Genomic DNA, 26813 nt, shown 5'->3' with positions numbered 1-26813 from the left:
TTATATTGCGCCATTATTGATATTCATCGGTACTTGTATATTGCTGCTTTCGGTAAAACCGGCCTTATTAATCTGCAAAAAAGATCAACGTATCGGTTGGCGTATTGTCGCGGCTCTAATCATTTTTTTTATAACCTTATATATCATTTATGGCTCTCTCCTGATTGCTAACTCATTCAATATACTCGAGTTATTAATCTCTCCCATTTTACTGTTTGGCAGTTTATATGTTCTTCTTATGACCAACTTAAGTCTCAAGAGCATTAATAAGTATCATCAAGCAGCTCTCAGTGAGCGATACAACGCCCTGCATGATGCGTTAACTGGCCTAAAAAACCGTCAATTTATGCTCAACAGTATGAAAGCGAAGATTCAAGCTGACCAGAGCTTCGCGCTAATGCTGATTGACCTCGATAACTTCAAGCATATCAACGATGCTTTTGGCCACCTAGCAGGTGATGCGCTGCTAAAGGCAATTGCCACACGTATGCAGGCACATACTGTTAATGGAACCGATCTGATCCGCCTTGGTGGCGATGAATTTGCTGTGATCCTACCTTATCAGCAGTATCGAGAAATAAACTCCTGTATCAAACAGTTACAGTCAAGCATCAAAAAAGAGTTTCTCGTACGGGGGACTGTTGTACATGTACAAATGAGTATCGGCATTGCCTGCTACCCGACTCAGTCGAGCTCCATTACCGAACTGATCAAGTGCGCCGATCTCGCTATGTATGAAGCGAAAGAACGAAGATCTAGCTTTTGCTATTATTCGTCTAGCTATCAGCAAAGTACCAAGCAACACTTACAACTCATTGATCAAATACGTAATGCATTAGATAACGATGAATTCTCGCTCCACTATCAGCCGATCTTTTCACTAGGGTCACGCGCAGTGTACAGCGTAGAAGCACTTCTGCGCTGGCAACAGGCTGATGGCAGCTTCATTTCTCCATCGCTATTTATTCCTGCGGCAGAAAAAGCCGGATTAATTTCTGCAATCACAAGACAGGTCATCAATAAAGCACTCGGACAACTCGCCAGCTGGCAAGAACGTGAATTGTATACACGGTTGCAAATCAACCTCTCAGCCCATGACCTACAAGGCAATGAAATCATCGACTACCTTAGTGACCAGTTGGAGCTTTTCAATATTGATCCCCAACTTATCATTATCGAAATCACTGAAAGCGCGATGATGACAGACATTCAGTCTGCCAAAACGGCAATAAAAGCTTTGCACAAACTTGGAGTCACCCTTTGTGTTGATGATTTTGGTGCAGGTTTTACCTCTTTTACCATGCTAAGTGATTTGCCTATCCGCCAGATCAAAATTGATCGTCAATATGTGTTAGAAATGGATAGCGAGAATAATAATTTCGAGATCATCTCCTCGATTGCTTTTCTCGCAAACAGGATAAAGGCACACATCGTCATCGAAGGCATCGAAAATGAATTTCAGCTTAATAAGCTGAAATCCCTTGATAATGTACTGGCGCAAGGGCACTACCTCAGTGAACCACTCTGTGTGGAAACGCTTGAAAACTACCTTTTGAAAGTTGAGCATCAACTCGCCAGATAAGAAAGATTTTTGCTAAAAATCTGACATAGGCCAAAATTTTAGCCTACAATATACCGCTAATTTAAAATTTAGGTGTTTACATGAAAATTTGTGCTGTTGAGTTAAGAAGCAACGAGGCCGTGATTTGCCTACTTTCACAAACAAATGGGTTATTTGACATCCCTCAGTGCCGAACTCAAAAGTTCATCATGAAAGATTCTCTCGATAGCGTTGAGATGAAAGATTTCCAGTTCGCATTTAAAAAACTTCTTGATGACTACAAGGTTGACCGTGTGGTTATCCGTACCCGCGAAACGCGTGGTAAGTTTGCTGGTAGCTCAGTTGGCTTCAAGCTGGAAGCAGCGATTCAGTTAATCGATGACATCCACGTTGATTTCATGTCAAACAGCGATATCAAGCAAAAGCTTAAGCGCAGCCCACTGGCGATTGATTTCCGTGCAACTGGCCTTCGTCAGTTCCAGGAAGCAGCATTCACCACTGGCTATGCTTACCTAAGCAAGTAACAACCAAGGAAAGGGGGGGATGACCTCCCCTTTTTCCGCTCGCCAGCGAACCGTAGTACTCCCAACACCAGTACCATCCGCTTCCCCCTCTTCCTGAAAATTTGGCAAAACAATTAATTCCGGTTTCACCGTCACCTCTTATACCAATCGGGATAAGTCAGTGTTCAGATAATTGCGCAGGAAAAATCGCCTGATACAAGAATGAATTTGCTGTAACTCGTGGTTCTAATTTCAAAAATCCTGACGCAGTAGTAGGCGATTTTAACCAGCAAGAATGACCAAATACTTATGCTGATTGGTATTATTAGCCAAAAAACAACCAAAAAACACCTGTAGCACACAAAACAATTGAACAGCATTCAATTGTGAGTTATCTTCCCCCGCCTATACAGCTTTCTAAGTCAAAAACGCTCAAATAGTCATTTCGGAAAAGGACTAATTGAATAACAACATTTAATCGTTAAGCACATAGGTATTGAGTGTAAGCCCAGACCCTCACCGATACATGTTAGAGACTTACTGAAGCTGCACAAAAATTACAAGGTACAAGTTGTATGTCGATAAAATTGAAAAACTTAGTGGGAATAGGCTGTCTATTTTTAGCCGGATGCAGCCAACTCCATCATGTTCAAATCGGAGAGATAGACCAGTCTCAAGGTTCACTAAGCCCTTTCTCAATTCAAGTTAACGAACTCGGTTTTGACGCAGCGCAAACCGCGGGAATTGCTTCGGATGTAATAAAAAATGAATCTCACAGTGAAGACCTAGAGCTTGTCAGTCTCATCATCGCTATCAGCAACACCGGGCCAGTAACAGGTAATTCAGTGTATAACGACGCATATGCAGACAAAATTCTTGATGACGTCACAAGAGCCTGCCCGAGTAAAAAAATTACCGGCTTAACGTCCGTACGGGAAGCAACAACAGTCGGCCCTGTGAGTGGTGAAGTGGTCCGTATCGATGGCTATTGCATAAATTAGTTTTTAGGAAATCAGCATGTTTAAATTAAAAATCATTGTACCTTTTTTCGCACTATTACTATCCGGCTGCGTAGGTCTAAATACCGTATCACTAACACCGGTTCCTGCACAAAGAGACCACCAAATCACAGCAACATCATCAAGCTGGAATTTCATTGGCATCAACTTTGATAATGCCTTTGTTGACGAGGCCGTTGAGAACTTAAAATCTCAGTGCCCAACCGGCAAGATTGAAGGCGTATACACTAAACACCAAACTACAGCCTACGCACTAATTTTTAAACGTGAAATCGTTGCAACCGCGTACTGTAACGAGGCTTAATCATGAAAAAACTCCTCGTTTTACCTCTCGTTTTATTACTTGGAGCATGTACGAGCAGCATTCACATGTCACAAGTAAGCGGCACTACAAATAAAAGCATTGCAGAAAGTAGCCAAAACTTAGTGCAGATTGAGAAGTCTCAGCACGTGATTATGGGGTTTGCATATGATACAGACTACGTAGATGCAGCCTATCAAGAGCTTTTAACCCAATGTCCAAGCGGCACATCACTGGTGAATATTGAATACTTAACAAATCACAGCTTTCTCAACTGGACGAACAAAATCCGTATCAAAGCAGCTTGTAAAGCATAATTCATAATTACATTCAGACAAGCTCAAAATATAAAGCCTGCCCTTAAACGGTGCAGGCTTTCTCTTCGAACGGACAAACATAAAAGCCCACAGCAACTACTCTGTGGGCTTAAGGGTAAACTTGGGGACTGTTCAATGCTTAAGTTATTAGTCACTCACGCTTTAAAGGCCTGATAACACTCTCCAGCCCTTCAATCTTAAACTCTAGCGCCAGTGCCATCAGCGTGCCTAGCTCCCCTTCCGGGAAGCCTTTTTTCTGAAACCACAGCAAATACTCTTCCGGCAAGTCGATTAATACCCTGCCGCTGTATTTACCAAACGGCATCTTGACATTAGCAAGCTTGATTAAGTGTTCTTTTTGAAACATGACATTCTCCTCTGCCGTGAGGATCGCCGATTATCCTGCCATATTCAAGCGATACTCATGACCCCTAGCTTGCTATCCAGCAATGGCTGACCAACTGCTGATCGTTGCAGACGAGGGCACCGACAAACACGGCGCCTTCATTCACCTTCCCCACTCCGGCGGGAGTCCCTGTCATAACAATATCTCCGTCGTCGAGCCGTATGAAGGTTTGGATTTCCTTGAGGATTTGCTCCGGTTTATACATCATCAACCTTGTATCTCCCTGCTGGATTAACTCACCATCAATATGCAAGGTCAAACCTAACGGGAAGTCACTTTCAGGTAAGGGTACAAACTCACTAAAAACTGCCGATCCATCAAAAGCCTTGCTTCTCTCCCAAGGCAATGACTTCGCTTTTAGCTTGCTCTGAACACTACGCTTGGTTAAATCCAGTCCCAATGCCGCCGCAACAAAGCGACCGCCTTGGTACAAATAGGCGATTTCACTCTCGTAGTGTAATTCATCACCATGATGTAAAGACGAAAGCGTATTGCCTATCGCCGAATTCGGTTTAACGAATATCACCATCTCATCGGGTATTTCATTACCCAACTCGTGTACATGCGCCACATAGTTGCGGCCAATGCAGACAATCTTACTTGGAGTAACGGCGGTTTTGTTCAAACTAACGTGATTCATACTTATACCAATTCCATCAATTATCTAACCATTCAGAACACCACAGGGAGTCAAGTTCAAGCATAGCGATTGATAGAAGAGAGGTTCTCTTTTGAAATCGCTATCCTTTAAGTATTGAGCATCGATAATGAATGTAGGGTATAACTTCAAGTACATAAAGCAAAGCTGGCAAGAGCCAGCTTGGTTAGTCTCAAGCTAGATTATTTGATAAAAGCCAGCTGTGCGTTGACAGGGACACTCAATAGGATTGAATTTAACTTGGCGATTTCCTTCAGTGCCGCGATCCCTTTATCCAGCCCAAATGCTTCGGATTTAATCTCTACGGGCCAAATTGTAGATACCAACAGCCCGCCCTTCTCTAACCCTGTCACCTGCAACTTTGCAGCTAATGTCTGCTTAACGCCATGGAGATCAAGCATAAACTCGACTTCAAGAGACTGAGTTTTCCCCGGAGTCATATCACTAAGCATTACCGGATCAATCTCGGCCGTTAGGGTGGTCACAGGGAAGCCTTCGGTTTCAAATAACTCCTTTTTCATCCGCTCATCACGAATAGAAATTTGGGTATCAATACTGGTCAGGTCGATAGCCAACTTCACTTCCCCTTTGTCAGAGATTGAGCCACTAATGTTTCTAAAATAGTGCTGCTCTATAACTGAATCATTCTTGACCGATAGGAAATTGACATTAGAGTGATTGCTGTCCAGTTTCCAGTCGGCTAACACATTCGCATTGACACCCAGCAACAGTAGGCCGGCAAGTAATAATCTAAAACACAAACGCATTTATCCATCCTATTGTTAATGTTCTTAATACAACACTATAGGACAGAATTTACTTGCGCTATTTTTTATATTGAGCCTGATGAACGGGAGCAATCATACCCTCTTACCATAAGGGCAAGAGGGTATTGTGTACCATCACAGGATCGTCAACGAATCAAAAAATTCTTAATGGTTCAGAATTAAGCAACTACCAGCACGGCTTTCATGCCCTTAGCGGTTTGGCCTGAGCGGAGAAGAATGGATAAAAGCACATTCCGGTTACAAATAATGTCAGCACGATGCTGGCGCCACTCGGCAGATCAAAACCGGCAGAGACGGCCAGCCCCGTAACAATGCCAAATATGCCAAGAGTGAGGCTGGTAAGAAAAAATGCTTTTCCATTTAAGTTGGCGACACACAAAGCAGGAATGACCAGCAGTGCAAACTCCAGGTAAATCCCTGTCAATTTGACGGTTATCGGCATTAATATCGCAAAAACAAAATAAAAGCCTTTACCTGCCATCATGGCTGGAAACTTAACAATAAGCCCCAGCATCATGAACGTGACCGCCGCTAAAGGCCAGACGTCATTCCATCCAACCCATAACAACTGACCGTTGAGGATTGTTTGTATAAAGTCAGCCCCATGTGGGTCTTGGCTCACTGCAATTATTGCTAACGATGCAGACACAACAAAAAAGCTCCCAATTAAGGGCTCTAGATGCTTATGATAGCGTTTCTCCATCAATGCGATGCAGCCACAGAAGATCAGGGATAATACCCATGGCCCAAGCATTTGCCCGAACCAAGAGTCTCGAAATAAGTGGCTGCTGCCTATCCAGTATTCGCTGATCACCGCGCCTAATGCAGCAACTTGAGCCACAGCAAGATCGATGAAAATAATATTTCGCCGAAGCACTTGTTGACCTAATACCACATTACCAAGTAGCGCCAGTAAGCCACAAATCACTGGAGGCAGTAGCCAAGTATAATGACTCATACAATCTCCGCTATTTGATAACGCTGTGTTCCGCTAGCACCGTATTGACGAGCAACGAATCGATTATATTATCAATGAGGCTATCAAGCGTTTCATCGTTTCGAACTGTCAGTGGTAAAGCCACAACCGGTACATTTATCTGCTTTTGCAACCAGTTTGCCGGGCGTGAGTCTTGATAAGTGGAATACACGATGGCGTCAATCTCGTCATAATCCAGCCGCACTAGGCTCTGCAGATGCGAGGCTGTCGGTGATATACCTGGTTTCGGTTCTAAATCCGCAACTTGTGATACTCCCAGCCACTCAAACAAATAACGATACGTTGCATGATAGCCGACAACACGCTTTCCTCTCAAAGAGGCTGACTTTTGCTTCCATTCAGACACTTTTGTGTTCCAATGCCTCCGAAAACGCATCCCATTAACCTGATACTGCAACGCATTATCCGGATCAATTTGCTGCAACTTCGTGGTAATCACTTTTGATAGTTTAGGAATAGACTGAACGGCAAACTGAACGTGCGGGTTGCCATGGGCATGAATGTCGCCCATTGCACGATCCACATGATTATGCGTATCTAACATTCGTACATGGTTACTCGCATAAATCATATTTGGGCCACTTTCCTGAACAAGCGGGTTGCCACTTCGAGCTTGCAACATTGGCAACCAGCCGACTTCAAGTTCCGCGCCAGAACACATCGCCATATCAGCCTGCCTAAACTTAGCGATCAAAGAAGGCCTTGCTTGCACATAGTGTGGATCTTGGTTTGCTGTTGTCGCGGAATAAATCATGGCATCTGGCGCATGCGCTGCAATCAGTGCTTTCCATTCAGGTTCACACACGAATACACTGAGTGCCATCGCCGGGGATGAAAGTAGGGCTGCCGAAGCAGCCACTAATCTTATAAGGCACTTAGAACGCATGGGCACCGTGCGCTCCAAAAGTCATGACATATTGTAATGTGAAAATGTCGTCTTTCTGCTTGCCATCATCCTGACGGGTATACTGGCCTCGAATCGTACCAAAATGCGATGAGTTCCAGGCAAGCATCACCTCGAACTCTTTTAGTTTTTCATCGTGGAAATGACCGTGCGCATGGTCATGACAATCATGGACATGACCATGGTAGCCTTCCGCTTCGCCATAACGCATCCCTGCGGCCCAACTCGGACTGAACTGATAGACACCAGAAACATAGTAAGCTTTCAGGCTATCAGGTGCGCCTTCCAGTACGGCGTACTTGTCTGCCATTAACTTATATAGATATAAATACTCGGCTGCCAACGTGAAGTTTTGGTATTTATAATTCCCTTCAGGCGCCCATTTCCAAACAAAATCAGTACCGTATAAATGTTCACCCGTCACATGCGGTCCATGATTGTGGTCGTGGTCGTGGTCGTGGTCGTGGCTATGATGACCAAAACTATTCACAATGCCATTTCTATTGTGAAGATAGCTCAGACCAAATTGCCAACTGTTTGACTCATTGACATCACCACCCAGTTTTAAGTTTGAACCATAAACTCCAACCGTCGAATCTTCTGTCTCATTGGCATTCAGCTTACTGCCATCCAACGCCTCAATACCCAAACGAACATATAAATCCGTTGGTAGAACCACATTGGCACGTATGCCATCGTCAAAGTAATGCGAGCCTAGAAGGGAACGATATGCCGCCGGACGCTCTACAAACTGATCAGTATGCATATGCTGGTTGTTGAGATAACCAAAATCAGACAAGAATCTTCCCGCACGTACATTAAAGCCCGCTGGTAACGATAAGGTTTCAATGTAGGCTTCCTCAATCACCAGCTCGGTTTCACCACCATGGCTTTCCAATACTGTTGTCAGTGCACCGTAGAATTTATCATCAATGTTAGCGGACATATTGAGCTCGGTATGACCGAGGCCAAAGCCTTCAGCTCTTTCTGAAAGTTCACGCTCAGAATTTTGATAATAAGCATCCAATACCACGCCTATCTGTGGATTAGAAATCACCCCAGAATCACTTGCTAATGCAGGTACAGATAACAGGCCACCGATCATTAATAGAGATATGTTGCTTTTCACTTTACCACCCTAACTGTTATGTTATAACATAGCTTAAGGTTACGTTATAACATAACATAACATCCGAATGGTGCAATCAAAAAATTGCATGTATTTACAAATAGATACAAATACCATTTGGGTCGATTTAATGTGGGGGGGGACAGAAGTGAATGTTGATAGCGGCCAAAATTGATCTATCAGACACACTGATTTTGCAGCAATATACTTACAAAACAGAGAATCAATAGGTGCTATCTATGCTCTGTCTCTTGATCACGAGTTGTAATCAAGAGACGTCATAAGCTAGCTCAATGGAGAGTTGAAAACGTTGGTTCAGGCGACGAAACGTTTTGGGGCAGACAATGCGGGCAATAGTTCTTCAGCAATACGCTTTAACAAGAAGGTCTCGCGCTCAATCGACATCCCTTTCTTATCACTGTTTGCAATAGTTTCTTCATTATGAGCAATGGCATCATAAATGTTCATCCAGACAGGCTTCATGCCGTTGTTAATTTCGTAGTCTTCAAACTGCGTATCACCCAGCTCGGCATCAATGGTACAAACATAGCAATACGATTCCATATGCATGATGTCGTGCTCTGGCTTATACCAAGGGCGATACTCTTCATACATACCAAAAGCAGAGATATCACGGATATTACGTGCACCGGTTTCTTCCTCCAGCTCACGGATCAGCCCCTGAATAGCATCCTCCCCTTCGTCAATACCGCCTCCAGGCAAGGTATAGTCATGATAACGCACGGTGTATAACATTAGGATATTCTCACCATCAAGAATAATCCCCCGAGCCGCTTTACGGTGAAAAACACGGCCTTCCAGCGTTTCAATATCAGGGTGCACAGTTGACTTCAGTAATCGCATGACTCAGTTCATCTACTTGGGGACAATAACAAGCCGTGCATTCTATCTGAAATCTGACTGAATGCCAGTTTTAACCTTTCCACCGCTATGGTATTAACTACCACTTAAAAAGTCGCTTAAAGAAGGTTTCCACGTTCTTCACGCACCCCTTTTTAAGCGTACCGTTCGGGTCCCAGACAGGCAGCTGCGTTTGGCCCAGGCAGCTTTGTGCCAACCGACCGCGTGGGTCTTGATTATAGTTGAAGTCAACAACCTGTGGCGGTGTACGCAAAAGCAGAGGCTCAGGATCGCGTCGCTGAATATAGTCAGCATACAGTCGCAAAGGCCCCGATGATCCTGTCAGCTTAACGCTTTTATTATCATCACGCCCCATCCAGACTGTAACGACTTCCCGGCCATCAACGCCGACATACCAACTGTCACGTCCTTTATCTGAGGTTCCGGTTTTACCCGCTAAGCGTGAAGACGGCAGAAGCGAATTCAAATAGCGCCCGGTTCCCAGTGTTACCACCTTCTGCATACCGTATAGGGTTAGCCAAGATGCTTGCTCAGACACTGCAGGGGCTGATTTCGGCCAATTTTGATAAAGCACATTACCGTCATTATCAACTACCGCACTGAGCGCTGTCAGCTCACTCTTTCGGCCACCGCTTGCTATCGTCTGGTACATCTGGGTCACTTCCACCGGCGTCAAGGTAAACGCCCCCAATAACATCGACGGCAACTTGGGGATCTCGTTACGGTCCACCCCCAGCTTCTCCATGGTATCGATAACCTGATCGAGTCCTACCGCCATACCGAGGTTCACAGTCGGAATATTGTATGACTTCGCCAATGCCAGATACAACGGTACTTCACCACGGTACTGGCGGTCATAGTTACGAGGTGTCCAGTTTTCACCCTTTTGCCCCTTCAGGGTCAATGGGCGGTCCTGGAGGTTGGTCGCCAACGAAAAACGTCCCGGTTGTTCTAAGGCAGCCAAGTAAATTGCTGGCTTCACTACCGAGCCAATTTGCCGTTTGGCATCAATGGCACGGTTAAAGCCATCGTAGCCTGGGCGACTTCCCCCTACCATCGCCCGGATTTCACCGCTCATGCGATCAGCGATCACCACCGCGGTTTCGAGCTCATTACCGGCTTTTTTCTCCAGTGTCGGAATTACCTGTCGAACGGCCTGCTCAGCCTTAGCTTGCGAGTCCGGATCCAAGGTTGTAAACAGACGTAACCCCTGACCTGGTTGATAGTTGTCAACATTGGCCTTAAGTTCGCGCTGCAGTTGACCGAAGTAAGCCGGCTGGCGATTAGCAATTTGTCCTTTTTCCTGCAAGTCCAATGGTCGCTTAATTGCCAACTGGTAATCTACCTCTTCAAGTTCGCCATTATCCATCATCAGACGTAGTACTAAATCACGGCGCCGCTTGGCACGTTCCGGGTAACGCCACGGGTTATAATATGACGGACCTTTTACCAGTCCCACCAGCAATGCTTGCTGATCAACCCGAAGCTCTGACAACGGCAAACCAAAATAGAAACGCGAACCCAAGGCAAAACCATGAACAGCATCGGCCCCGCTTTGCGCAAGGTAAACCTGGTTTAGGTAAGCATCCAGGATCTGATCTTTGCTGTAACGATAGTCAATGATTAATGCCATATAGGCTTCTTTGAACTTACGCCACAAGCTACGTTCACTGGTCAAAAACAGGTTTTTAGCCAACTGCTGAGTTAGGGTACTCCCGCCCTGAACCGTACGCCCCGCTTTTAGGTTGGCAACAAAGGCACGGGCAATGGCCACCGGAGAAACGCCGTCATGGTGATAGAAGTCTTTATCTTCGGTTGCTATAAGTGCAGCAATGAGAGGTTGGGGCATCTCGTCTTTCGGCAGGTATATCCGCTGTTCTTCAGCCCTGGCCTCCAACATCCCAAGCAGTTTGGGCTCGACACTTAAAATGCCAAATTCACGCTTGGTACCGGATTCATAGATCCGCTTTACCTTCGAGTAGTCAAACTCAACCACTACATGCCGTTCTTCCTGGGCTCCGTCTTTGAACTCAAACGGGCGACGAATAAACTCAACTTTTAATCGACTGGTCGCGTATTCCCCAATTTTTTGGGGCGTATTAACTTTACGGTACTTCAGTACTTCCAGTTCGTTAACCAGATCCTCATACCGGATTAGAGCACCCGGCTGAAGCGTCAACTCACGCGCATAGACCACCGAAGGCAACTGCCATAATTGCCCTTCGAATTTCTCAGTCACAGTTTGATTAAGCGAATTCCCCATCCATGCTAAGCCCACACTGACAAGCAGTACGCCCGCAATGCAGCTATTTCTCAACCACTTCCGCTTTGAAGCCGATGTATTTTCGGACATGGTTATTGATGAAGGTGATGCAGAAGAGTCTGTGGTTGATTGTCTTTCTGGGTGAGGTTTGGTTGGCGACTTATATTGCTCTGAGTCTGGTCGCGGTTTCTTATCTGACGTTGTCATTAATTTCGTACAGCCAATTACTGGGTAATTGTATGTCCCCCGGATATGAGTTCGGCGCAGACCATACCCAAAAAGTTCAGTCTGGATGTCATGCTACTGTCAAAGCACTATAATCAAAGCCTGATGAGTACAACAGATTTAATCTGGAATTTACCTTCAAAATCACGCAGAATACGCGCCCTGTTTATGCTTACTGCTGAGAAAGAAAATGGAACGTGATTACAAACTTGACTGCCTGCTCACAATGCCCCGCCATGAACTAGAAGAGTTCAGCGTCAGAGTAATTGGCCGCATGGTTCCTGAGGATGTCATGCAGGAGCTTTTTACCTTCGAACAGGAAGAAGTTGATAGCGAAGAGCGCATGAAGTCGGCGCAATTCGATGCCATGCTTCGTATGACGGCAATCGCACTGGGTGAGGTCAAAGTCGCTTTCTCTGAATCCGACAATGCACAACAGAATGCTGAGCGGATGATCCGCCTGATCCTATGGCACTTTTATGCTATGTCCTTCACCCTTGAAGAAGCGATTTCACTGGAGCAGCACTGCGAACAGGTAGAGCAAATCCTTCAAAAGTCACCTGATGATGCATTTGGCTGGGTCAAAGTCCTTACCGAGCTGCTGCACAAATATGCAGAGCTTAGCGAGCAGAAAGCACAATAGAAATAGTCAGCCCTAATAACAAAAATGCCGGATAGTCAGCTATCCGGCATCTTTATATCTGAAAGTCGAATTATACCAATCAGCATAAGTATTTGATCATTATTGCTGGTTAAAATCACCTATTACTGCGTTAGGTTTTTTGTAATTAGAACCACTAGTTACTGCAAACCCTTCCTTGTCTTAAGTGATTTTCCCTGCGCAATTATCTGAACACTTACTTATCCCGATTGGTATTAGCCCGCCAGCGAGCTCTGATGGCGATTAATTAGATCTTCCATCGCGGTTTCCGCTCGCTGCTGCGCATGCTCAAGGGTGTCTTCATGGCTCATGGCCTCAACCACTTCATAGTAGCACTTAAGCTTAGGCTCAGTACCCGACGGACGAACAACCACTCTTGCATCATCATCAAGATGATAGATAAGTACGTCACTAGCAGGTAGATCAATCGCCTCTGCCTTACCATCGGCATATATTTTCTGTGATATTTTCAAGTCATCCGTCACAACAACCTGACGTCCAGCGATTGTTTCAGGCGGATTCTGTCTTAGCAGATCGCCAATAGGCGGTGAGCCCGGCTGTAGAGCAATACTTTTCTGGGCATTCAAATAAAGGCCATGCTCGCGGTAAATGGCTTCGAGCTGATCCCATATCGTTTTTCCGTTGGCCGCCAGCTCTGCTGTCAGCTGGGCAAACGCAACAAGTGCCGATAAACCATCCTTGTCCCAGACCTCGCTACCAACGGTATAACCCAACGCTTCCTCATAAGCGAATAAGAAGCGGCTTTCATCAGTCTGCTGCTGCATCGCGACATTTGTTAGCCACTTAAAGCCAGTTAGTGTTTGGTAGTAATTTGCATCGACAGATTTCGCCACCTTTTCTAACAGACTGGAAGACACAATCGTTGCCCCTACCAAGTTCTGCCCCGGCTCAGCATGCGTTAGCAGATAATGTCCAAACAGAGTACCGACCTGATCCCCCGTTAGCATCTGATATTCACCTTGCTCAGTTCTTACGGCTACCGCAAAGCGATCGGCATCAGGGTCGTTGGCACACGCCAGCGTTGCATTGTGTTTTTTAGCCTCGGCAATCACCATGTCCATTGCCCCAGGCTCCTCCGGGTTGGGGAAGTTTACCGTTGGAAAGCTTCCATCGGGATCACGCTGCTCGGCCACACTGTAAACCTTGGTAAATCCGGCATCGGCCAGCATCCCTTCGGCCATATTGGCCCCGACACCATGCATCGCCGTATAGGCAAGGCTTATACCATCAGGCTGGGTGTGATTCGACAGTAGCTTATTATTTTTCATCGTCTGTCGATAGGTGTTGTAAAACGACTCACTTAACCAGAACAGCAAGCCTTGCTGTTTAGCTTCTTCCAAATCAAGCAGTTCAATGTCCTGCTTGGTTGCGATATCTATCTGGGCAGCAATACCAGAATCATGAGGTGGGATAATTTGAGCACCGTTACCCCAGTACACTTTAAATCCGTTGTAAGCGGGCGGATTATGGCTTGCCGTCACAACAACTCCGGCAGCCGCTTCAAAATGCTTCACGCCAAATGCCACCATGGGAGTCGGTGCTTCGTGCGTCGTCATATAGACTTTAATCCCCTGCGCAGCCAAAGCAGAGGCTGTTTCATGCGCAAAACGCTTTGAATCGGGGCGGCCGTCGAAGCCAATAATAACACCGCGCTCAGCAGCATCTTGCTCTGTGGCAAGCAAGTACTTGCCTAGCCCCATAGCCGTTTCCTGAATCACCAAACGATTCATCCGGTTAGGCCCGGCTCCAACGATACCTCGCAGACCAGCAGTACCAAAGGCCAACCGACCGGAAAAACGTTCTTGCAATTCCTGTTCGGAGTTCGAGTTTATAAGGTGTTGTAGCTCTTCACGTGTTTTCGGATCAGGGTCTCGCGCCAACCAACGAGTGATTTCTGTCTTCATTATTTATGTTCCTTCGGCGTTGATTACACTTACAACCTACCGCAAATGATATTCATTCGCATTAACTTTCTTGTGCATCCTACCTTAACTAGCACCAATTGCTTAAACAACAATCGATTTGCTACAAAACAGGCCTAATGAATGAAGTATAGAGCGAATACCGATCTCCACAATTTTGAGGTCGTATCAATATGGGAAAGCATTAACAGCAACAAACAACTTTGAAGGGGTTTACAGCTGATTTGGATGCGGTAAAAGCGTCGTGAGAAGGATAGAAGTTAGAAAAAGGATAGTTACGGCTTTGGAAAGAGAGTAGTGCAAGAAAGATGGTTAAATTTGGAGTCCGGCTACTGTTGGCAGCCGTACTCCAAGAAAATTTAAGCAGTATTACCACATCAGATCATCAGGGATCTTGAAGTCTGCATACGGATCATCTTCATCCATTTCCTGCTCATCAGCCGTATTATTGACGATGATGCTCTCTTCATCACGCTGGCTTATTTTGTCAGCAACTACACCAGGAACAATCGCGTAACTATCAAGATAGCGAGCAATCGCCAAACGACCGCTTACCAGTTGATCTTGAATAGCTTTATCGACATACAGTTTCTTAACTAGCGTACCGTCGGTGAAGTTATAGCCAATCTCACCGTCCTTGCAGTCAATTTTATTCATTTCAATAAGCTGCTTCACTTGTGAGGCAATGGCTTTTTTGTCTGCTTCAGCCTGCTTCTGGCGATTTAGTTCTTGATCCTGAGCAATTTGAGCAGCACGGTTTGCTTCAACCGCCGCTTTCGCTTCTTTAGCCTGGGTACGAGACTTTTTGGATGATTTCCCTGCCTTTTTCATTTTCTTTTTGTCGATAAGACCAGCTTTTAGCATCTGCTCTTGTAAAGTTAGCTTTGCCATTTTGACTCCGTCACGGGCACAGTTTCATTGAACAATGTTAACAACCGGCAATAAGCGCTACCGCATGATGCCGACTGATTTATTACATTTTAATATTATCGCTATGCAAAAAGAAACAGGTCAACCCAGTGTTGCTGGAACGCGAACGAAAAGCGGCCACAAGGGCCGCTTATTAACCGTATTAATCCCATTTCCAAAATGCCTTGCCAATCCCTTTAATTTTGTTGGTCGCAGGCGCCAGATACCATGACGTATCTTGCTCACCAGAGCTAGAAACATACCCAAGGAAAGTACTGTAGGCTTCACCCAGATCAACACGTTCTAGCGGTGGCTCCCAGTCCTCAGGGATGATCACAACAAACGGATAACCTTGTTCATTTTTAAATCCCCCAACACCTTCTGAACTGTTGACGGATACACCCAGCCTTGATGCATGCTCGGGAAGGTGGATCTCATACCCGGTATTGGTGACGTGCAGATAAGGATCGTAAGGGGGCTGAGCAATATCCGTCAGATCCAGCGGGCTATCAAAATCGAACGCGGCACTAAACTTGTGCCCTTTGATCAAAGATTCACTTGCCTCGGTATTGGCAAACTCAAGGCCTGGAATCTGCATCAAAGACTTTGTTCCCTTCAAAAAGCGCTGATCAAAGCTGCCTGACTGACTGAAACTTTTCGGGTATCCACTCACCTGCTCAACTGAGTCAGGCTTAAACAAATTCAAAGTCCCGGTACCAGAGGCATCATCCGGTAAACCAATATGCAAGTACCAGTCATGGGTATAGCCCGATCCCCGTGCAATTATATAGCCATAGACAATCAAAGAACTGACCAGGCCACCTTCCATCCCATATCCAACCCGATATGCTACAACCAAATCATTAAAATCATAGTCACTCTTGACCGGATAGTTATCCTCGTAGGCGGCAATGTAATACTCTACCGACGAAGGGTAATAAACCCAAGAGTCGGTACCATTTTGCACCTGCCCCTGAGTGATCACCAATGGCGCTTCATCCTGCCCCGGTACCAACGCTGCCAGATAGGTGGAATCTTCCACACTTACCAACGCAACATCCTCAAAGCCCGCGGTAAAGTCATAAAAGGCCTCCGGGTCGCCCAACGAAGTGTTAGTCTCTAGCAAAGTGATATCCAGCATAGCGGAGGTAGCACTATCTAGCGCGATATTCACCGGTATCGTTATCAAAGCATCATAGGATGTACCATTTAAATCGCTACTGCTACTTGGCGTGATAAGCGAAGAGCCTGTTTGACCAATTAACGTATAATAACGACTTCGCTCCGTCGTCCCTATCTTGGCCAGCATTGACTCTGTCGGGGTAGAATAGGAACTAAAGGTCGAGGTGGTCCCTCCAATAACAATGGTCAATACCGCAGCCTCAATGGCCACCCCCTGGCTTGAGGCTTTCTCCGTACCATTTGCGGCCTCATTAACATCAACGGCGAAAACCAGCGCACCACTATTTTCAAGACGCATTGCTTCAAGATCAGCGGCAGATAAATCATTCTTCTTCTGTTTGGCACTGAACAAATCAATACTGCCAACTCCCTGCTTGATGGTGTCTTTCAATTGCACTGACACAACCTCAGCATTAGCCAACGGCGATAGTGACACTGCAAACAGCAGTGCACTTACTATTATCCGGTTCATAGCGCTACCTCCCTTGAAATGCTTTGATCCCCTTCAAAATCGCTGAACAGATCAAACCTCACCGTTTTTTCATTATTCGGCAATGACACTGGAAGCGAAAAAGATGAATGCTTATCGATTTTCCCTAGGTACAGCACACTGCCGGTCGAGAGGTACACTTTTAGGAACAGGCTTTCCCCAACAAGATCGAAGTCACTTGGCTGAAGGTCGAACCGGCTAACCCGAAATTGCTGAAATTGCGCATCAGACGGCGCTTTATTATCACTGAGTAAAGAGCTTTGTGGAGAATTACCTTGGGGTAAGTCAGATGATGATGAACCGCTATCACCTCCACACCCTGTCAAAATGCAGCACAAAACAATCAAAAACGTATATTTCATTCCCAACCCCCTATATAAGAACTGGAGATTGAGAATCACATCTTATGCCAGCAAACTCATACGTATAAAATCAACAACTTAAGTCAATAAGAATATAGTCGATTGCAATTCCGTATTGATTTTGCAAGGAAAATAGCATTTTGAATGATTCAGAAATGAAAATTTATCTGCTTTTTCAGACAGATAAGAATAAATTTCAGGCACTTTACATATCAGTAGAAAGGGGGGAAGCAAGATAAGCGGCACAGGTGTACCGCTTAACCGTTGGTTCAGCGCTGGAAAGGATAAGCGTTGCCTAAATCAAGAATTTTCGTCAGCTCGTCCAGGGCAGATCTCGATTCTTCCAATAAAAGAGGATCCGCAAGATCTGATTCCACCAAACTATCTCGATAATGACTATCGACCCAATCATTAAGCCGCGTAAACAACCTATCACTCATCAGGGTCGCAGGATTTACCGCTTGCTGCTCCTGTTCATTCAGTACCACCCGTAAGCGCAGGCAAGCCGGCCCGCCACCGTTGGCCATACTCTGTGTCAGGTCAAAAATCTGAACCTTGTCGATCCCCCGCTTTTCGGCCAGCATCTGCTGAACATAAGCCCAGACATTCGGGTTATTGCGACACTCTTCCGGCAACACTAACAAAGTCTCACCTGAAGGCAATGCAAGTAGTTGTGAGTTGAATAAGTAACTGGTTACTGCATCCTCGACGGACACGGCACTAGTAGGTACTTCAATCACCTTAAATTCACCAGACATTTTCAGATTCAGTTCGTCATAGACGCCGCGCTGATTCAAAAACGCCTGTTCATGGCAAAATAGAATATCTTTGTTACCAACGGCAATAACATCATTGTGGAATACACCCTGATCAATGACATCAGGATTTTGTTGCGCTATCACCAGGCTGTCATTTTCGAGTTGATGCAAACGGGCCACTGCTTCACAAGCTTCAAAGGTATGGCGAGCCGGAAACTTTTTCGGAGCCGGGTAACGGCTATCAAAGGCATGGCGGCCATACACAAAGAACTCGATCCCTTGCTCCCCATACTGATGACAAAAGCGTGTATGGTTTGCTGCCCCTTCATCACCAAAGTGTTCCACTGCCGGTAACGCGGGATGATGAACAAAGTACCTTGAATCAGCAAACGTTGCTTTAAGGATCCGCCCCGTCACTTCGTGTTCAATAGAACGATGGAACTTATTAGTTAGATTTGCCGGAGTAAAATGGATTTTTCCATCAGCAGTATCTGCCGAAGGGGATACAGTGGCCGCATTTGCCGTCCACATACTCGATGCGGAACAACAAGCTGCCAAAACCTTCGGAGCCTGTTTAGCGGCTTGTTCAATTACCGCTTTATCACTGCCGGTAAAACCGAGCTGACGTAACGTCTTTACATCAGGCCGCTCCTGCGGTGCCAGTACCCCCTGAACCATGCCCATATCAGAAAGGGCTTTCATTTTCGCCAGCCCTTGTTTGGCAGCCTGCTTAGGGTTTGATGGCACTGACTGGTTTTTCGCCGAAGCGACATTACCAAATGACAATCCACTGTAGTTATGGGTTGGCCCTACCAATCCATCAAAATTTGCTTCAACTGCTTTCATAGACATTCCATGTTTGTGTACCTCCCATCAAAGATAACAAAACTTTTACAAACACAACAAGAGTGGCACAAAACGCCAGCCCAATATTAGGAAATAGATATAAACACTAATTTAGAGCATGACTATTCACATATCACCACCAGCAAAGATAGACTCGGCACTCTTACCCCCCTGTCGAAAGCGATAACCAAATACATATTTACTCATTCCACAAACGAAAAAAGCCAGCCTTTTGTAGGCTGACTTTTTTAAATTCTGTGTTACTGATCAGGCCTAATGGCTTACAGATTTTGAAAATACATTGATGACGATCGTACCAGCCATAATCAAAGTAATTCCTAGAACGGCAGCTGTATCCAGTTGCTGGCCATGCCAAAGCCAGCTAATTAAAGCGACAAGTATGATACCGGCGCCGCACCAGATAGCGTAAGCCACGCCTATTGACACCGTCTTAACAGCGACCGATAGAAAAAAGAAAGCGATCCCATACCCCACCAAGGTAATAATGGTTGGCAAAGGTTGGCTAAACTGCTCTGTTTTTGGCAGGGTTGATGTTGCAATCACCTCACATACAATAGCAATTGCCAGTGCAATCATGGGAGGTGGTGCAGCAATCATCTGGAACATATATCGCCCTCTTCATCGACATCATGACGCGCTAGCATACTGATTTTAAATAATAATTTCACAACAATTTGCCACTAAAAAGCAAGGGTTTCTATCATTTGACTATGGCTCTTTACCCTATGGCGAATCTTCAGTAGGCTAGCATTAAATTATCATACAAACTTGGTCACTTACCCTCCATGGCATCTATCCGCGTTTTGCTATCAACATCAACGAACCCGTGGTTTAACCTCGCAGTTGAAGACACCATTTTTAGAGCCATGCCGACTGATCAGAAAGTTCTGTTCCTATGGCGTAACGCGGATACTGTTGTTGTAGGACGGGCTCAGAACCCATGGAAGGAGTGTAATACCCGGAAAATGGAACAAGACGGCATTACGCTCGCTCGCCGACAGAGCGGTGGTGGTGCAGTTTACCACGACTTGGGTAATACTAATTTCACCTTTATGGCCGGTAAACCTGGGTACGATAAATCTGTCTCGACCCAAATCATTCTTGATGCACTCAGAAACTTAGGTATTCAGGGTAAGGCGACAGGCCGCAATGATCTCGTCGTCGAATATAATGGAGAGGAGCGCAAATTCTCTGGCTCAGCCTACCGCGAGACACTCGACAGAGGTTTTCACCACGGCACTTTACTGCTCAATGCAGATTTAAGCCGTCTAGCAAACTACCTCAACCCCGATAAGAAAAAGCTGCAGGCAAAAGGCATTGCATCGGTTCGTTCTCGTGTAACCAACCTAAGTGCCATTGATGCAGCAATAGACCATGACTCGATTTGTCAGGAAATCCAACAAGCCTTCTTCGCCCATTTCGGTGAAACCGTTGCTCCTGAATTGATCTCCCCTGAAGCAATGCCTGATTTGCCCGGATTTTCCGAGAGCTTTAAAAAACAAAGCAGTTGGGAATGGAACTTTGGCCACTCTCCTGAGTTTATGCATACACTGGTTGAGCGATTTTCCTGGGGAGGCGTCGAGATCCACTTGGACGTTAAAAAAGCCTATATTAAAAATGCTAAGGTTTTCACCGACAGTTTAGATCCTACAGCACTGGAAGCTTTAGCTGAAAGACTGGTCGGAAGGGTATACAAAGCAAATGCGCTTACCGAAACGCTGGCGGAATTAGCCCTGCAATACCCAACCAACAGCAATGAACTCGACGACATGCAAAACTGGCTAGCTAACGCCATCTCCTAATAAGTAAGACGTCCTTATAGGGAAGCGGTATCACAATCCCCGGCACCAGGCTATATCCCGGTCTCTGAGCACCAATTACATATCCCACTCAACCACATGCCCCTCATCGTAGACACCGTCGCTGTAAGCCGGAGTGAAGTTGATAAAGATATTATTTTTGGCAATCGGTACCTGTTCGGCAATCGTATTCGCAATCAACTCCAGCATTGCCGCTATCTGCTTTTCGGTATTGAAGTTGGGGGCAATGAGATCAACTAACAAAGGATGCGTATTAATTGGCTGACTATCAGCCACTTGGCCGTTATGCGCATAATGTGATTTAGATAGGTACTCCCAGGTCACCATAATGTGGTGTTGTTCAATGTTGCCAGCATCAGACACAGCCTGTGACAAGACACTGAGAACCTGTGGTATCTGAACTTCTTGCTCAAACGGTAATGATTTGATTCGAACTAACGGCATAACTCCTCCTCATCGAAACCACCACTCACGCAAACAATTATACAATTAACTCGGTGAGTAATTGATAGGTCGCTAAATTATTAGCCTAGTGAAAATAGCCACTGCACAATTATCTCACTTTTGAGAAAAAGGCAAAAAAGTACCAGCTTATTTAAATAAAAAAACACCTGCATTTCGGCAGGTGTTTTGTGTTCAGGTAGATACAGATATTAATCGCAGCTTTTGTCTTCACAGCAGGGATTAACCACTCTCTCAGCGCACGTATAAGGCTCGATGTGAATGATCACATCGACAACCTCATCAATTTGCTCAAGAACATGAGACTTAAAATTTTCACTGATCGTATGCGCCCGCTCAACACTCATTGTCGGCTCAACCAGCAAATGGAAGTCCAATAAAATTGTACTGCCTGTACGGCGACTGCGTATGGCATGTACTTCTTGAATATCAGGATCATCATGCGCATACCTTTGGATCTTCTCTTCTATCTCACTATCAGCTTCTGCTTCGGTCAGTTCATGCAAAGCTGGCCACAAAATTTCAAACGCTGCTTTCAAAATCATCGCGGTAACAATTAGTGCCGCGACCTGATCCAAATAGTGAAGCTCTGGCAGGAAGTAATTGGCAACAACTGCCACCGCAACGGGCAGAGAACTCAAAGCATCGGAACGATGGTGCCACGCATTGGCATACAATGCCCTGCTGTTGATCTCTTTCGCTTTCACTACCGTCCAGCGATACAAAAACTCCTTCACCAAAATTGAAGCAATTGCTGCAACAAACGCCAGCATACCCGGTGTGGCTGTCGAGTCGTGGCCTATCGAGTTAACAGAATCCCAGCCAATACCAATACCGACAAAGGCGAGGAGCACCCCAATGAAGATGTTGGTTAGGGTTTCAAAACGGCCGTGACCGTACGGGTGCCCTTTGTCGGCAGGTGCGGTCCAATACCGAGAGCCAATCAGAATCGCAGTATCAGTTACCAAATCAGAAAAACTGTGTACCCCATCAGCCACCAGAGCCTGGCTTCCTGTTAGTTTGCCTACCGTGATTTTTAATATGGCTAAGCCGACGTTTGCTATAGAGCCAACCCATGTCGCTTTCTGAATAACTTTTACCGGTGAATGTGACATCTATCTAACTCATTACGAAACTTGCAATTATGATACCTGAATAATATCAAACAAACAGCAAGCATCATGTCTATTCATTAGCGCGCCATTCATCTAGTCAAACATTAATCACACATATATAAAAATCGTTATAAATGCATACCCAATCAAATAAAGCAGCTGTAAATGCCATAACTAATATTCACCAATATTAATATGCAATTCATTCAATATCTTATATTTATATTAAATTAAACTTTTATTTTATTATTATTTGTAACATTAACTGAAAATCTGATTTGCTCTTCATCACTGTAAAAATGAAATACGATAATTGAGTTTTATAAAATTCTCAAAAAAACACTACAAAGATCACATTAATTAAAGAAAGCTACTGAATTTAAATTGAAAATCCCTGTCTTCATTCCATAATAGGGACATCAATACTTAGATATTGATAATAACAAAAAGGACTTTTATGAGACATATCGCCGATTTTATCGAGCAACTTGAAAGGGGAAAAGACCCTTTCAATATCTGGGTATATTCCAGTAAAGGTCATTACAGTCAGTTTGGCAATCAAGGTAATAAGCTACGTGCTCCCAACCTTTATAAGGCACTAGAACAGCACCTTCAAATCGTCGTTGAAATGAATAACGATGCAAATGAAGATGCGTTTTTACTGCTTCCTGAAGTGCATGCGGTTGTACCAGTAGCCTTCCATGAAGGTCAAGTTCACTCACTGACAAGACCAAATGCTGCGTAAGCATCAGATTGCTTAATATAGGTATCGGTACAAACAATGATTAAGAAAAGAATCCGGCTAGGTTTATTTCTTCCATTGCCGATAACAATATAGAGCAATGCAAAATTAAAAACAGACCCTGTGGGTCTGTTTTTTTATTGCTTAAATTCAATTAGATATATAAGACTATACAGTGATATGAACGATCTATTGTTGTTACTATCCACAAGCATATTTAATAGGTTGTTGCAGAAGAGTTCACTGTAATTATTAATGAAGGCATAATTTTTCGTACTCCTTCTTTACAAGCCGTATTACCAGCGTCCCATCCTTCATTAAAACGCGTGTCGCTATTATCTAACGTTTCATCCTTCAGATAGTCCATATCAGGCTGGCCTTTTGCATTCAAAGCACTTTCACACCCTTGGTTATAACCATAATAATAAATACTGTCATACTTTACCTCGTAAACATATTCATCTGGAAACAGCTGATAATTTTCATAATCAGAGCTACTGCAACCTATCGCGCCGGATGTTAGTAGTGCAACTGCTGTCAGTCGAAATAACATGCTCATTCTGACTCCTTCACTCTGCCTAGATAGAAATAACTTCATGCTTTTACCCAAGCTACTTCAAGATACTCGTTTCAGCGAGAATGACTGAGGTGGTAGGCAAGACGCTGATTTGAGATAGCTTGGGTATATGTATTACCAGGGCACTTGGAATAAATGTAATATTAGTCTAGACAAAGACTTGGATCCGCATTAACTAATTTAAGATAATTACCGTGACCGAACTACAGATAGAACAGCTAGAACACCAGCTTCGAACCTATGTCACTCGCCTGGAGATCACCGATCCAGCCCATGACCTCAGTCATATTGAACGTGTTGTAGCGGCGGCAAAGCAATTTGCCCACCAAGAAAATGGGAAACTGGCAGTCGTTATTCCTGCCGCTTGGCTTCACGATTGTATATCACTAGCCAAAAACCATCCTAAACGCCATGAAGGCTCTAGACTGGCAGCAACTGAAGCGCTTCGCTTTCTACGTGAAATTGGCTACCCAGAGGAGTATTTAGACGATATAAGCCATGCGATTGAAGCCCACAGCTACAGCGCAGGGATCCCCGTCAGAACACTTGAGGCCGCCATTGTACAAGATGCTGATCGTATCGATGCCCTTGGGGCAATTGGTATCGCCCGTTGTATTCAGGTGAGCAGCTCCTTCAATGCCCGCCTCTATTCAGATACTGACCCTTTTGGCGAAGCTCGTGAATATGACGACAAGGCGTTCTGTATTGACCATTTCTATAGCAAGCTCTTCAAGTTAGAACAGACAATGAACACGGCAGCCGCAAAGCGGGAGGCCCGTCAACGGACAGCTTACATGAAAGGTTTTCTAGAACAGCTGCGTCATGAAATCGGAAAAAGTTAAAGCCTGCCTGGGCATATAACAGAAAAAGGCCGTTATGACGGCCTTTTCATTTTAAGTACAATACTAAAAACGGCTCTACTTATTCAATACCGCATTGAAACGCTCAAAGCCCTTTTCCAAATCGCGAATAAGGTCATCACTGTCTTCAAGGCCAATATGTAAGCGCAGCATTGGCCCAGCAAAGTCTTTCTTCTTGGCCGTACGCAGTGAGTTGATATTTTCATTGGCCAAAATCAAGCTTTCAAAGCCGCCCCAGGAGTAACCCATACTGAAGTGTTCCATCCCATCAAGCAATGCTGTTAAGGCTTCGGTATTACCTCGATTAAGTACTAATGAGAACAGGCCATTACAACCATTGAAATCACGCTTATAAAACTCATGCCCTTCGCAGCTCTCGAGTGCAGGGTGACGAACATGGTCTACCTCTTCTCGTTCAGCCAGCCATTTGGCCACTTTCAGGCTATTTTGCTCATGCTGTTTCAGCCGCACCCCCAAAGTTCGCAAACCTCGCATCGCAAGATAAACATCATCAGGGGATGTGCACTGTCCCATCAAGTAACTACTTTCACGCAGCCGATCCCAGCAACGTTCGTTCGCCGTTGCAGTACCGAGCATCACATCGGAGTGGCCAACAATATATTTCGTCGCTGCCTGAATCGAGATATCTACACCATGCTCAAACGGCTGAAAGTTAATTGGCGAAGCCCAGGTATTATCCAGCATGACAACTAAATCATGCTCATGGGCGATACGTGCCAGAGTAGGAACATCTTGGACTTCCATGGTGATAGAACATGGCGACTCAAGGAAAAGTACCGTTGTATTCGGACGAATTAAATCCCGGATCCCTTCACCAATCATCGGATCGTAATACGTTGTCTCAATCCCCATTTTATCCAGCATTTTGTCGCAGAAATCTCGGGTCGGCTCATACGCACCATCGACCATCAAAATATGATCACCGGTTTTCACAAACGATAAAATCGCATTGGAAATCGCGGCAGTGCCACATGGATAGAGCGCACAACCTACCCCACCCTCCAGTTCAACCATTGCATCCTGAAACGCAAAGTGAGTATTGGTTCCTCGGCGCCCGTAGAACAATTCCTTGTTGGCTCTATTGGCAGTTGCATGCTTCATCTCTGCAACAGAGTCAAAAACAATTGTTGATGCCCGGCTTACCGGCGGGTTAACCAGATGTTGAGTCCATTTTTTCGATCGTCCGGCAGTGACAATCTTTGTATCTAATTCTTTCTTTCCCATGATCTACCCAAGTTTCCTTTTCAACTGCGTGCTATACCCAAACGACCTTAAAATGCTTGAGTCTATGAAGTTAACACAATTAATTCAGTCTTGGGTAGCCGCACAATTTTATCACCTCACGGCAGCGTAACGTGAAATGGCGCTCACCTTGTCATGATGTTCACGGTAAACCGGAACGGTAAACTCAACGGTTCGAGGATCGATCATTTCTAAGTGGGCTCGATAGTTTAGGCATGCACGCATAATATCGACATTCTTCGCTACTTTTGCAGTCAGCACCGTAAGTAAGATAGCCTTGTAGGCAAAATGGCGATGGAGGTCAATCGCCACATCAACCGAACATGGTTTCCCACCTTGGGGCCGCAGTACCTGAAGCGCCTGCTTCTTTGGATACAACTGAAACACATTATGGTTAATGTTCTTGGCACGCTTGATCATATTGCGTATTTCACAGCGAGACACCGGGCTATAGCAGCCATGGCACTGATCGCCAGCAACACTCTTTAGATACTCTTGGTGAAGCGGTGTTAACTGCCCATCCTGGCTTGGCAGGCTGAGAAAAATAATATCTTCGTAATCGTCGCCTAGGGTCTGGAAAATCCCCCGAGTTTGGGCAACAAAGCCTTTATTCAGCAAGCAGTTAATGGCTTTCAGACCGGAAAGGTACTGCACCAGTATTGACAGCATGGCGGCAGGCATATTTTGCTGAGTATTATTGGGTGGAGGGGGTAATGCTTGCGTATTTTTTTGCGTGGTTTGAAACGGTGATAGCGCTTGTAATTGAGTTTCTACAAATTGAACAATCTGATGGTTTAGCTTCATTTCTGCATCATACATAATGTCGCCCTTTTGTTTATCAGTGTGTTA

The 26813-nt window shown here is 45.1% G+C and carries 28 protein-coding genes; 9 read left to right on the top strand and 19 right to left on the bottom strand.

What is annotated here, in order from left to right; translation table 11 throughout:
* Window positions 1-238 precede the first annotated feature (238 nt).
* The 5 genes from MD588_RS07050 (at window position 239) to MD588_RS07030 (ending at window position 3701) form a co-directional block, all read left to right on the top strand.
* Complete coding sequence (locus MD588_RS07050) at window positions 239-1582, top strand: putative bifunctional diguanylate cyclase/phosphodiesterase (RefSeq protein WP_265696327.1); 1344 nt, start codon at window positions 239-241, stop codon at window positions 1580-1582.
* A gap of 80 nt (window positions 1583-1662) precedes the next feature.
* Window positions 1663-2085 (top strand): DUF3010 family protein, encoded by a 423-nt coding sequence (locus tag MD588_RS07045; RefSeq protein WP_265696326.1) that lies wholly within the window; start codon window positions 1663-1665, stop codon window positions 2083-2085.
* A gap of 554 nt (window positions 2086-2639) precedes the next feature.
* Entirely contained in the window at window positions 2640-3065 is a 426-nt protein-coding gene (locus MD588_RS07040; protein WP_265696325.1) for a hypothetical protein, read from the top strand.
* 16 nt (window positions 3066-3081) lie between these two features.
* Entirely contained in the window at window positions 3082-3387 is a 306-nt protein-coding gene (locus MD588_RS07035; protein ID WP_265696324.1) for a hypothetical protein, read from the top strand.
* A 2-nt stretch (window positions 3388-3389) separates the two neighbouring features.
* Window positions 3390-3701 carry a hypothetical protein gene (locus MD588_RS07030; protein ID WP_265696323.1) on the top strand — a complete coding sequence of 104 codons (312 nt, stop codon included), beginning with the start codon at window positions 3390-3392 and terminating at the stop codon, window positions 3699-3701.
* Window positions 3702-3852: 151 nt separating this feature from the next.
* Here MD588_RS07030 and MD588_RS07025 read toward each other — a convergent pair whose 3' ends face one another.
* The 8 genes from MD588_RS07025 to mrcB all read right to left on the bottom strand — a co-directional run bounded on the left by MD588_RS07025 (window position 3853) and on the right by mrcB (window position 11728).
* Window positions 3853-4068: a DUF3820 family protein gene (locus tag MD588_RS07025; protein ID WP_265696322.1), complete on the bottom strand. Its 216-nt coding sequence runs from the start codon at window positions 4066-4068 to the stop codon at window positions 3853-3855.
* Window positions 4069-4132: 64 nt separating this feature from the next.
* Entirely contained in the window at window positions 4133-4747 is a 615-nt protein-coding gene (locus tag MD588_RS07020; RefSeq protein ID WP_265696321.1) for a fumarylacetoacetate hydrolase family protein, read from the bottom strand.
* Between the two features lie 200 nt (window positions 4748-4947).
* Window positions 4948-5532 carry a YceI family protein gene (locus MD588_RS07015; RefSeq protein WP_265696320.1) on the bottom strand — a complete coding sequence of 195 codons (585 nt, stop codon included), beginning with the start codon at window positions 5530-5532 and terminating at the stop codon, window positions 4948-4950.
* 202 nt (window positions 5533-5734) lie between these two features.
* Window positions 5735-6511: a metal ABC transporter permease gene (locus MD588_RS07010; protein ID WP_265696319.1), complete on the bottom strand. Its 777-nt coding sequence runs from the start codon at window positions 6509-6511 to the stop codon at window positions 5735-5737.
* A gap of 10 nt (window positions 6512-6521) precedes the next feature.
* Complete coding sequence (locus MD588_RS07005) at window positions 6522-7436, bottom strand: metal ABC transporter solute-binding protein, Zn/Mn family (RefSeq protein ID WP_265696318.1); 915 nt, start codon at window positions 7434-7436, stop codon at window positions 6522-6524.
* Complete coding sequence (locus MD588_RS07000) at window positions 7426-8583, bottom strand: hypothetical protein (protein ID WP_407676552.1); 1158 nt, start codon at window positions 8581-8583, stop codon at window positions 7426-7428. Before MD588_RS07000 ends, MD588_RS07005 begins: the two co-directional genes overlap by 11 nt.
* A 315-nt stretch (window positions 8584-8898) precedes the next feature.
* Complete coding sequence (locus tag MD588_RS06995; protein WP_265696317.1) at window positions 8899-9447, bottom strand: NUDIX hydrolase; 549 nt, start codon at window positions 9445-9447, stop codon at window positions 8899-8901.
* A 97-nt stretch (window positions 9448-9544) separates the two neighbouring features.
* The gene (mrcB, locus tag MD588_RS06990; RefSeq protein ID WP_322784237.1) at window positions 9545-11728 is read right to left on the bottom strand and encodes a penicillin-binding protein 1B; all 2184 of its coding nucleotides are present in this window, start codon (window positions 11726-11728) and stop codon (window positions 9545-9547) included.
* 415 nt (window positions 11729-12143) lie between these two features.
* Here mrcB and MD588_RS06985 point away from each other — a divergent pair, with 415 nt between their 5' ends.
* Window positions 12144-12596, top strand: a complete 453-nt coding sequence (locus MD588_RS06985) for an exoribonuclease R (protein ID WP_265696316.1) — start codon at window positions 12144-12146, stop codon at window positions 12594-12596.
* A 233-nt stretch (window positions 12597-12829) separates the two neighbouring features.
* Here MD588_RS06985 and MD588_RS06980 read toward each other — a convergent pair whose 3' ends face one another.
* From MD588_RS06980 to MD588_RS06955, 6 genes are all read right to left on the bottom strand, one after another.
* Window positions 12830-14539 (bottom strand): phospho-sugar mutase, encoded by a 1710-nt coding sequence (locus MD588_RS06980; RefSeq protein WP_265696315.1) that lies wholly within the window; start codon window positions 14537-14539, stop codon window positions 12830-12832.
* 387 nt (window positions 14540-14926) lie between these two features.
* Window positions 14927-15448, bottom strand: a complete 522-nt coding sequence (locus tag MD588_RS06975; RefSeq protein ID WP_265696314.1) for a DUF2058 domain-containing protein — start codon at window positions 15446-15448, stop codon at window positions 14927-14929.
* Window positions 15449-15629: 181 nt separating this feature from the next.
* Window positions 15630-17120 carry an LruC domain-containing protein gene (locus MD588_RS06970; RefSeq protein WP_265696313.1) on the bottom strand — a complete coding sequence of 497 codons (1491 nt, stop codon included), beginning with the start codon at window positions 17118-17120 and terminating at the stop codon, window positions 15630-15632.
* The gene (locus tag MD588_RS06965; RefSeq protein ID WP_265696312.1) at window positions 17117-17500 is read right to left on the bottom strand and encodes a hypothetical protein; all 384 of its coding nucleotides are present in this window, start codon (window positions 17498-17500) and stop codon (window positions 17117-17119) included. Before MD588_RS06965 ends, MD588_RS06970 begins: the two co-directional genes overlap by 4 nt.
* Window positions 17501-17769: 269 nt before the next feature.
* Entirely contained in the window at window positions 17770-19104 is a 1335-nt protein-coding gene (gene astB, locus MD588_RS06960) for an N-succinylarginine dihydrolase (protein ID WP_265696311.1), read from the bottom strand.
* A 273-nt stretch (window positions 19105-19377) separates the two neighbouring features.
* Window positions 19378-19722: a DMT family transporter gene (locus tag MD588_RS06955; RefSeq protein ID WP_265696546.1), complete on the bottom strand. Its 345-nt coding sequence runs from the start codon at window positions 19720-19722 to the stop codon at window positions 19378-19380.
* A 188-nt stretch (window positions 19723-19910) separates the two neighbouring features.
* Between MD588_RS06955 and MD588_RS06950 the strand changes: the two genes are divergently transcribed.
* Window positions 19911-20927, top strand: a complete 1017-nt coding sequence (locus tag MD588_RS06950) for a lipoate--protein ligase (RefSeq protein WP_265696310.1) — start codon at window positions 19911-19913, stop codon at window positions 20925-20927.
* Between the two features lie 75 nt (window positions 20928-21002).
* On the opposite strand, the gene MD588_RS06945 is transcribed toward MD588_RS06950, so the two are convergent.
* Together MD588_RS06945 and MD588_RS06940 are read right to left on the bottom strand one after the other, a co-directional pair.
* On the bottom strand, window positions 21003-21389 hold the full coding sequence (locus MD588_RS06945) for a hypothetical protein (protein WP_265696309.1): 387 nt from the start codon (window positions 21387-21389) through the stop codon (window positions 21003-21005).
* Window positions 21390-21598: 209 nt separating this feature from the next.
* The gene (locus MD588_RS06940) at window positions 21599-22522 is read right to left on the bottom strand and encodes a cation diffusion facilitator family transporter (RefSeq protein ID WP_265696308.1); all 924 of its coding nucleotides are present in this window, start codon (window positions 22520-22522) and stop codon (window positions 21599-21601) included.
* Between the two features lie 457 nt (window positions 22523-22979).
* Here MD588_RS06940 and MD588_RS06935 point away from each other — a divergent pair, with 457 nt between their 5' ends.
* Complete coding sequence (locus tag MD588_RS06935) at window positions 22980-23267, top strand: hypothetical protein (RefSeq protein WP_265696307.1); 288 nt, start codon at window positions 22980-22982, stop codon at window positions 23265-23267.
* A gap of 214 nt (window positions 23268-23481) precedes the next feature.
* On the opposite strand, the gene MD588_RS06930 is transcribed toward MD588_RS06935, so the two are convergent.
* The gene (locus MD588_RS06930; protein ID WP_265696306.1) at window positions 23482-23823 is read right to left on the bottom strand and encodes a hypothetical protein; all 342 of its coding nucleotides are present in this window, start codon (window positions 23821-23823) and stop codon (window positions 23482-23484) included.
* Between the two features lie 212 nt (window positions 23824-24035).
* On the opposite strand from MD588_RS06930, the gene MD588_RS06925 reads away from it, so the two are divergent.
* Entirely contained in the window at window positions 24036-24683 is a 648-nt protein-coding gene (locus MD588_RS06925; RefSeq protein WP_407676551.1) for an HD domain-containing protein, read from the top strand.
* Window positions 24684-24758: 75 nt separating this feature from the next.
* Here the strand turns inward: MD588_RS06925 and MD588_RS06920 are convergent, their stop codons facing one another.
* Together MD588_RS06920 and MD588_RS06915 are read right to left on the bottom strand one after the other, a co-directional pair.
* On the bottom strand, window positions 24759-25946 hold the full coding sequence (locus MD588_RS06920; RefSeq protein WP_265696305.1) for a cystathionine beta-lyase: 1188 nt from the start codon (window positions 25944-25946) through the stop codon (window positions 24759-24761).
* Between the two features lie 111 nt (window positions 25947-26057).
* On the bottom strand, window positions 26058-26783 hold the full coding sequence (locus MD588_RS06915; protein WP_265696304.1) for a hypothetical protein: 726 nt from the start codon (window positions 26781-26783) through the stop codon (window positions 26058-26060).
* Between the last annotated feature and the right edge of the window lie 30 nt (window positions 26784-26813).

It is taken from the genome of Photobacterium obscurum (genome assembly GCF_026191635.1).
Classification (GTDB): Bacteria; Pseudomonadota; Gammaproteobacteria; order Enterobacterales; family Vibrionaceae; genus Photobacterium; species Photobacterium obscurum.
This window is presented reverse-complemented; position numbering and strand designations above follow the sequence as displayed.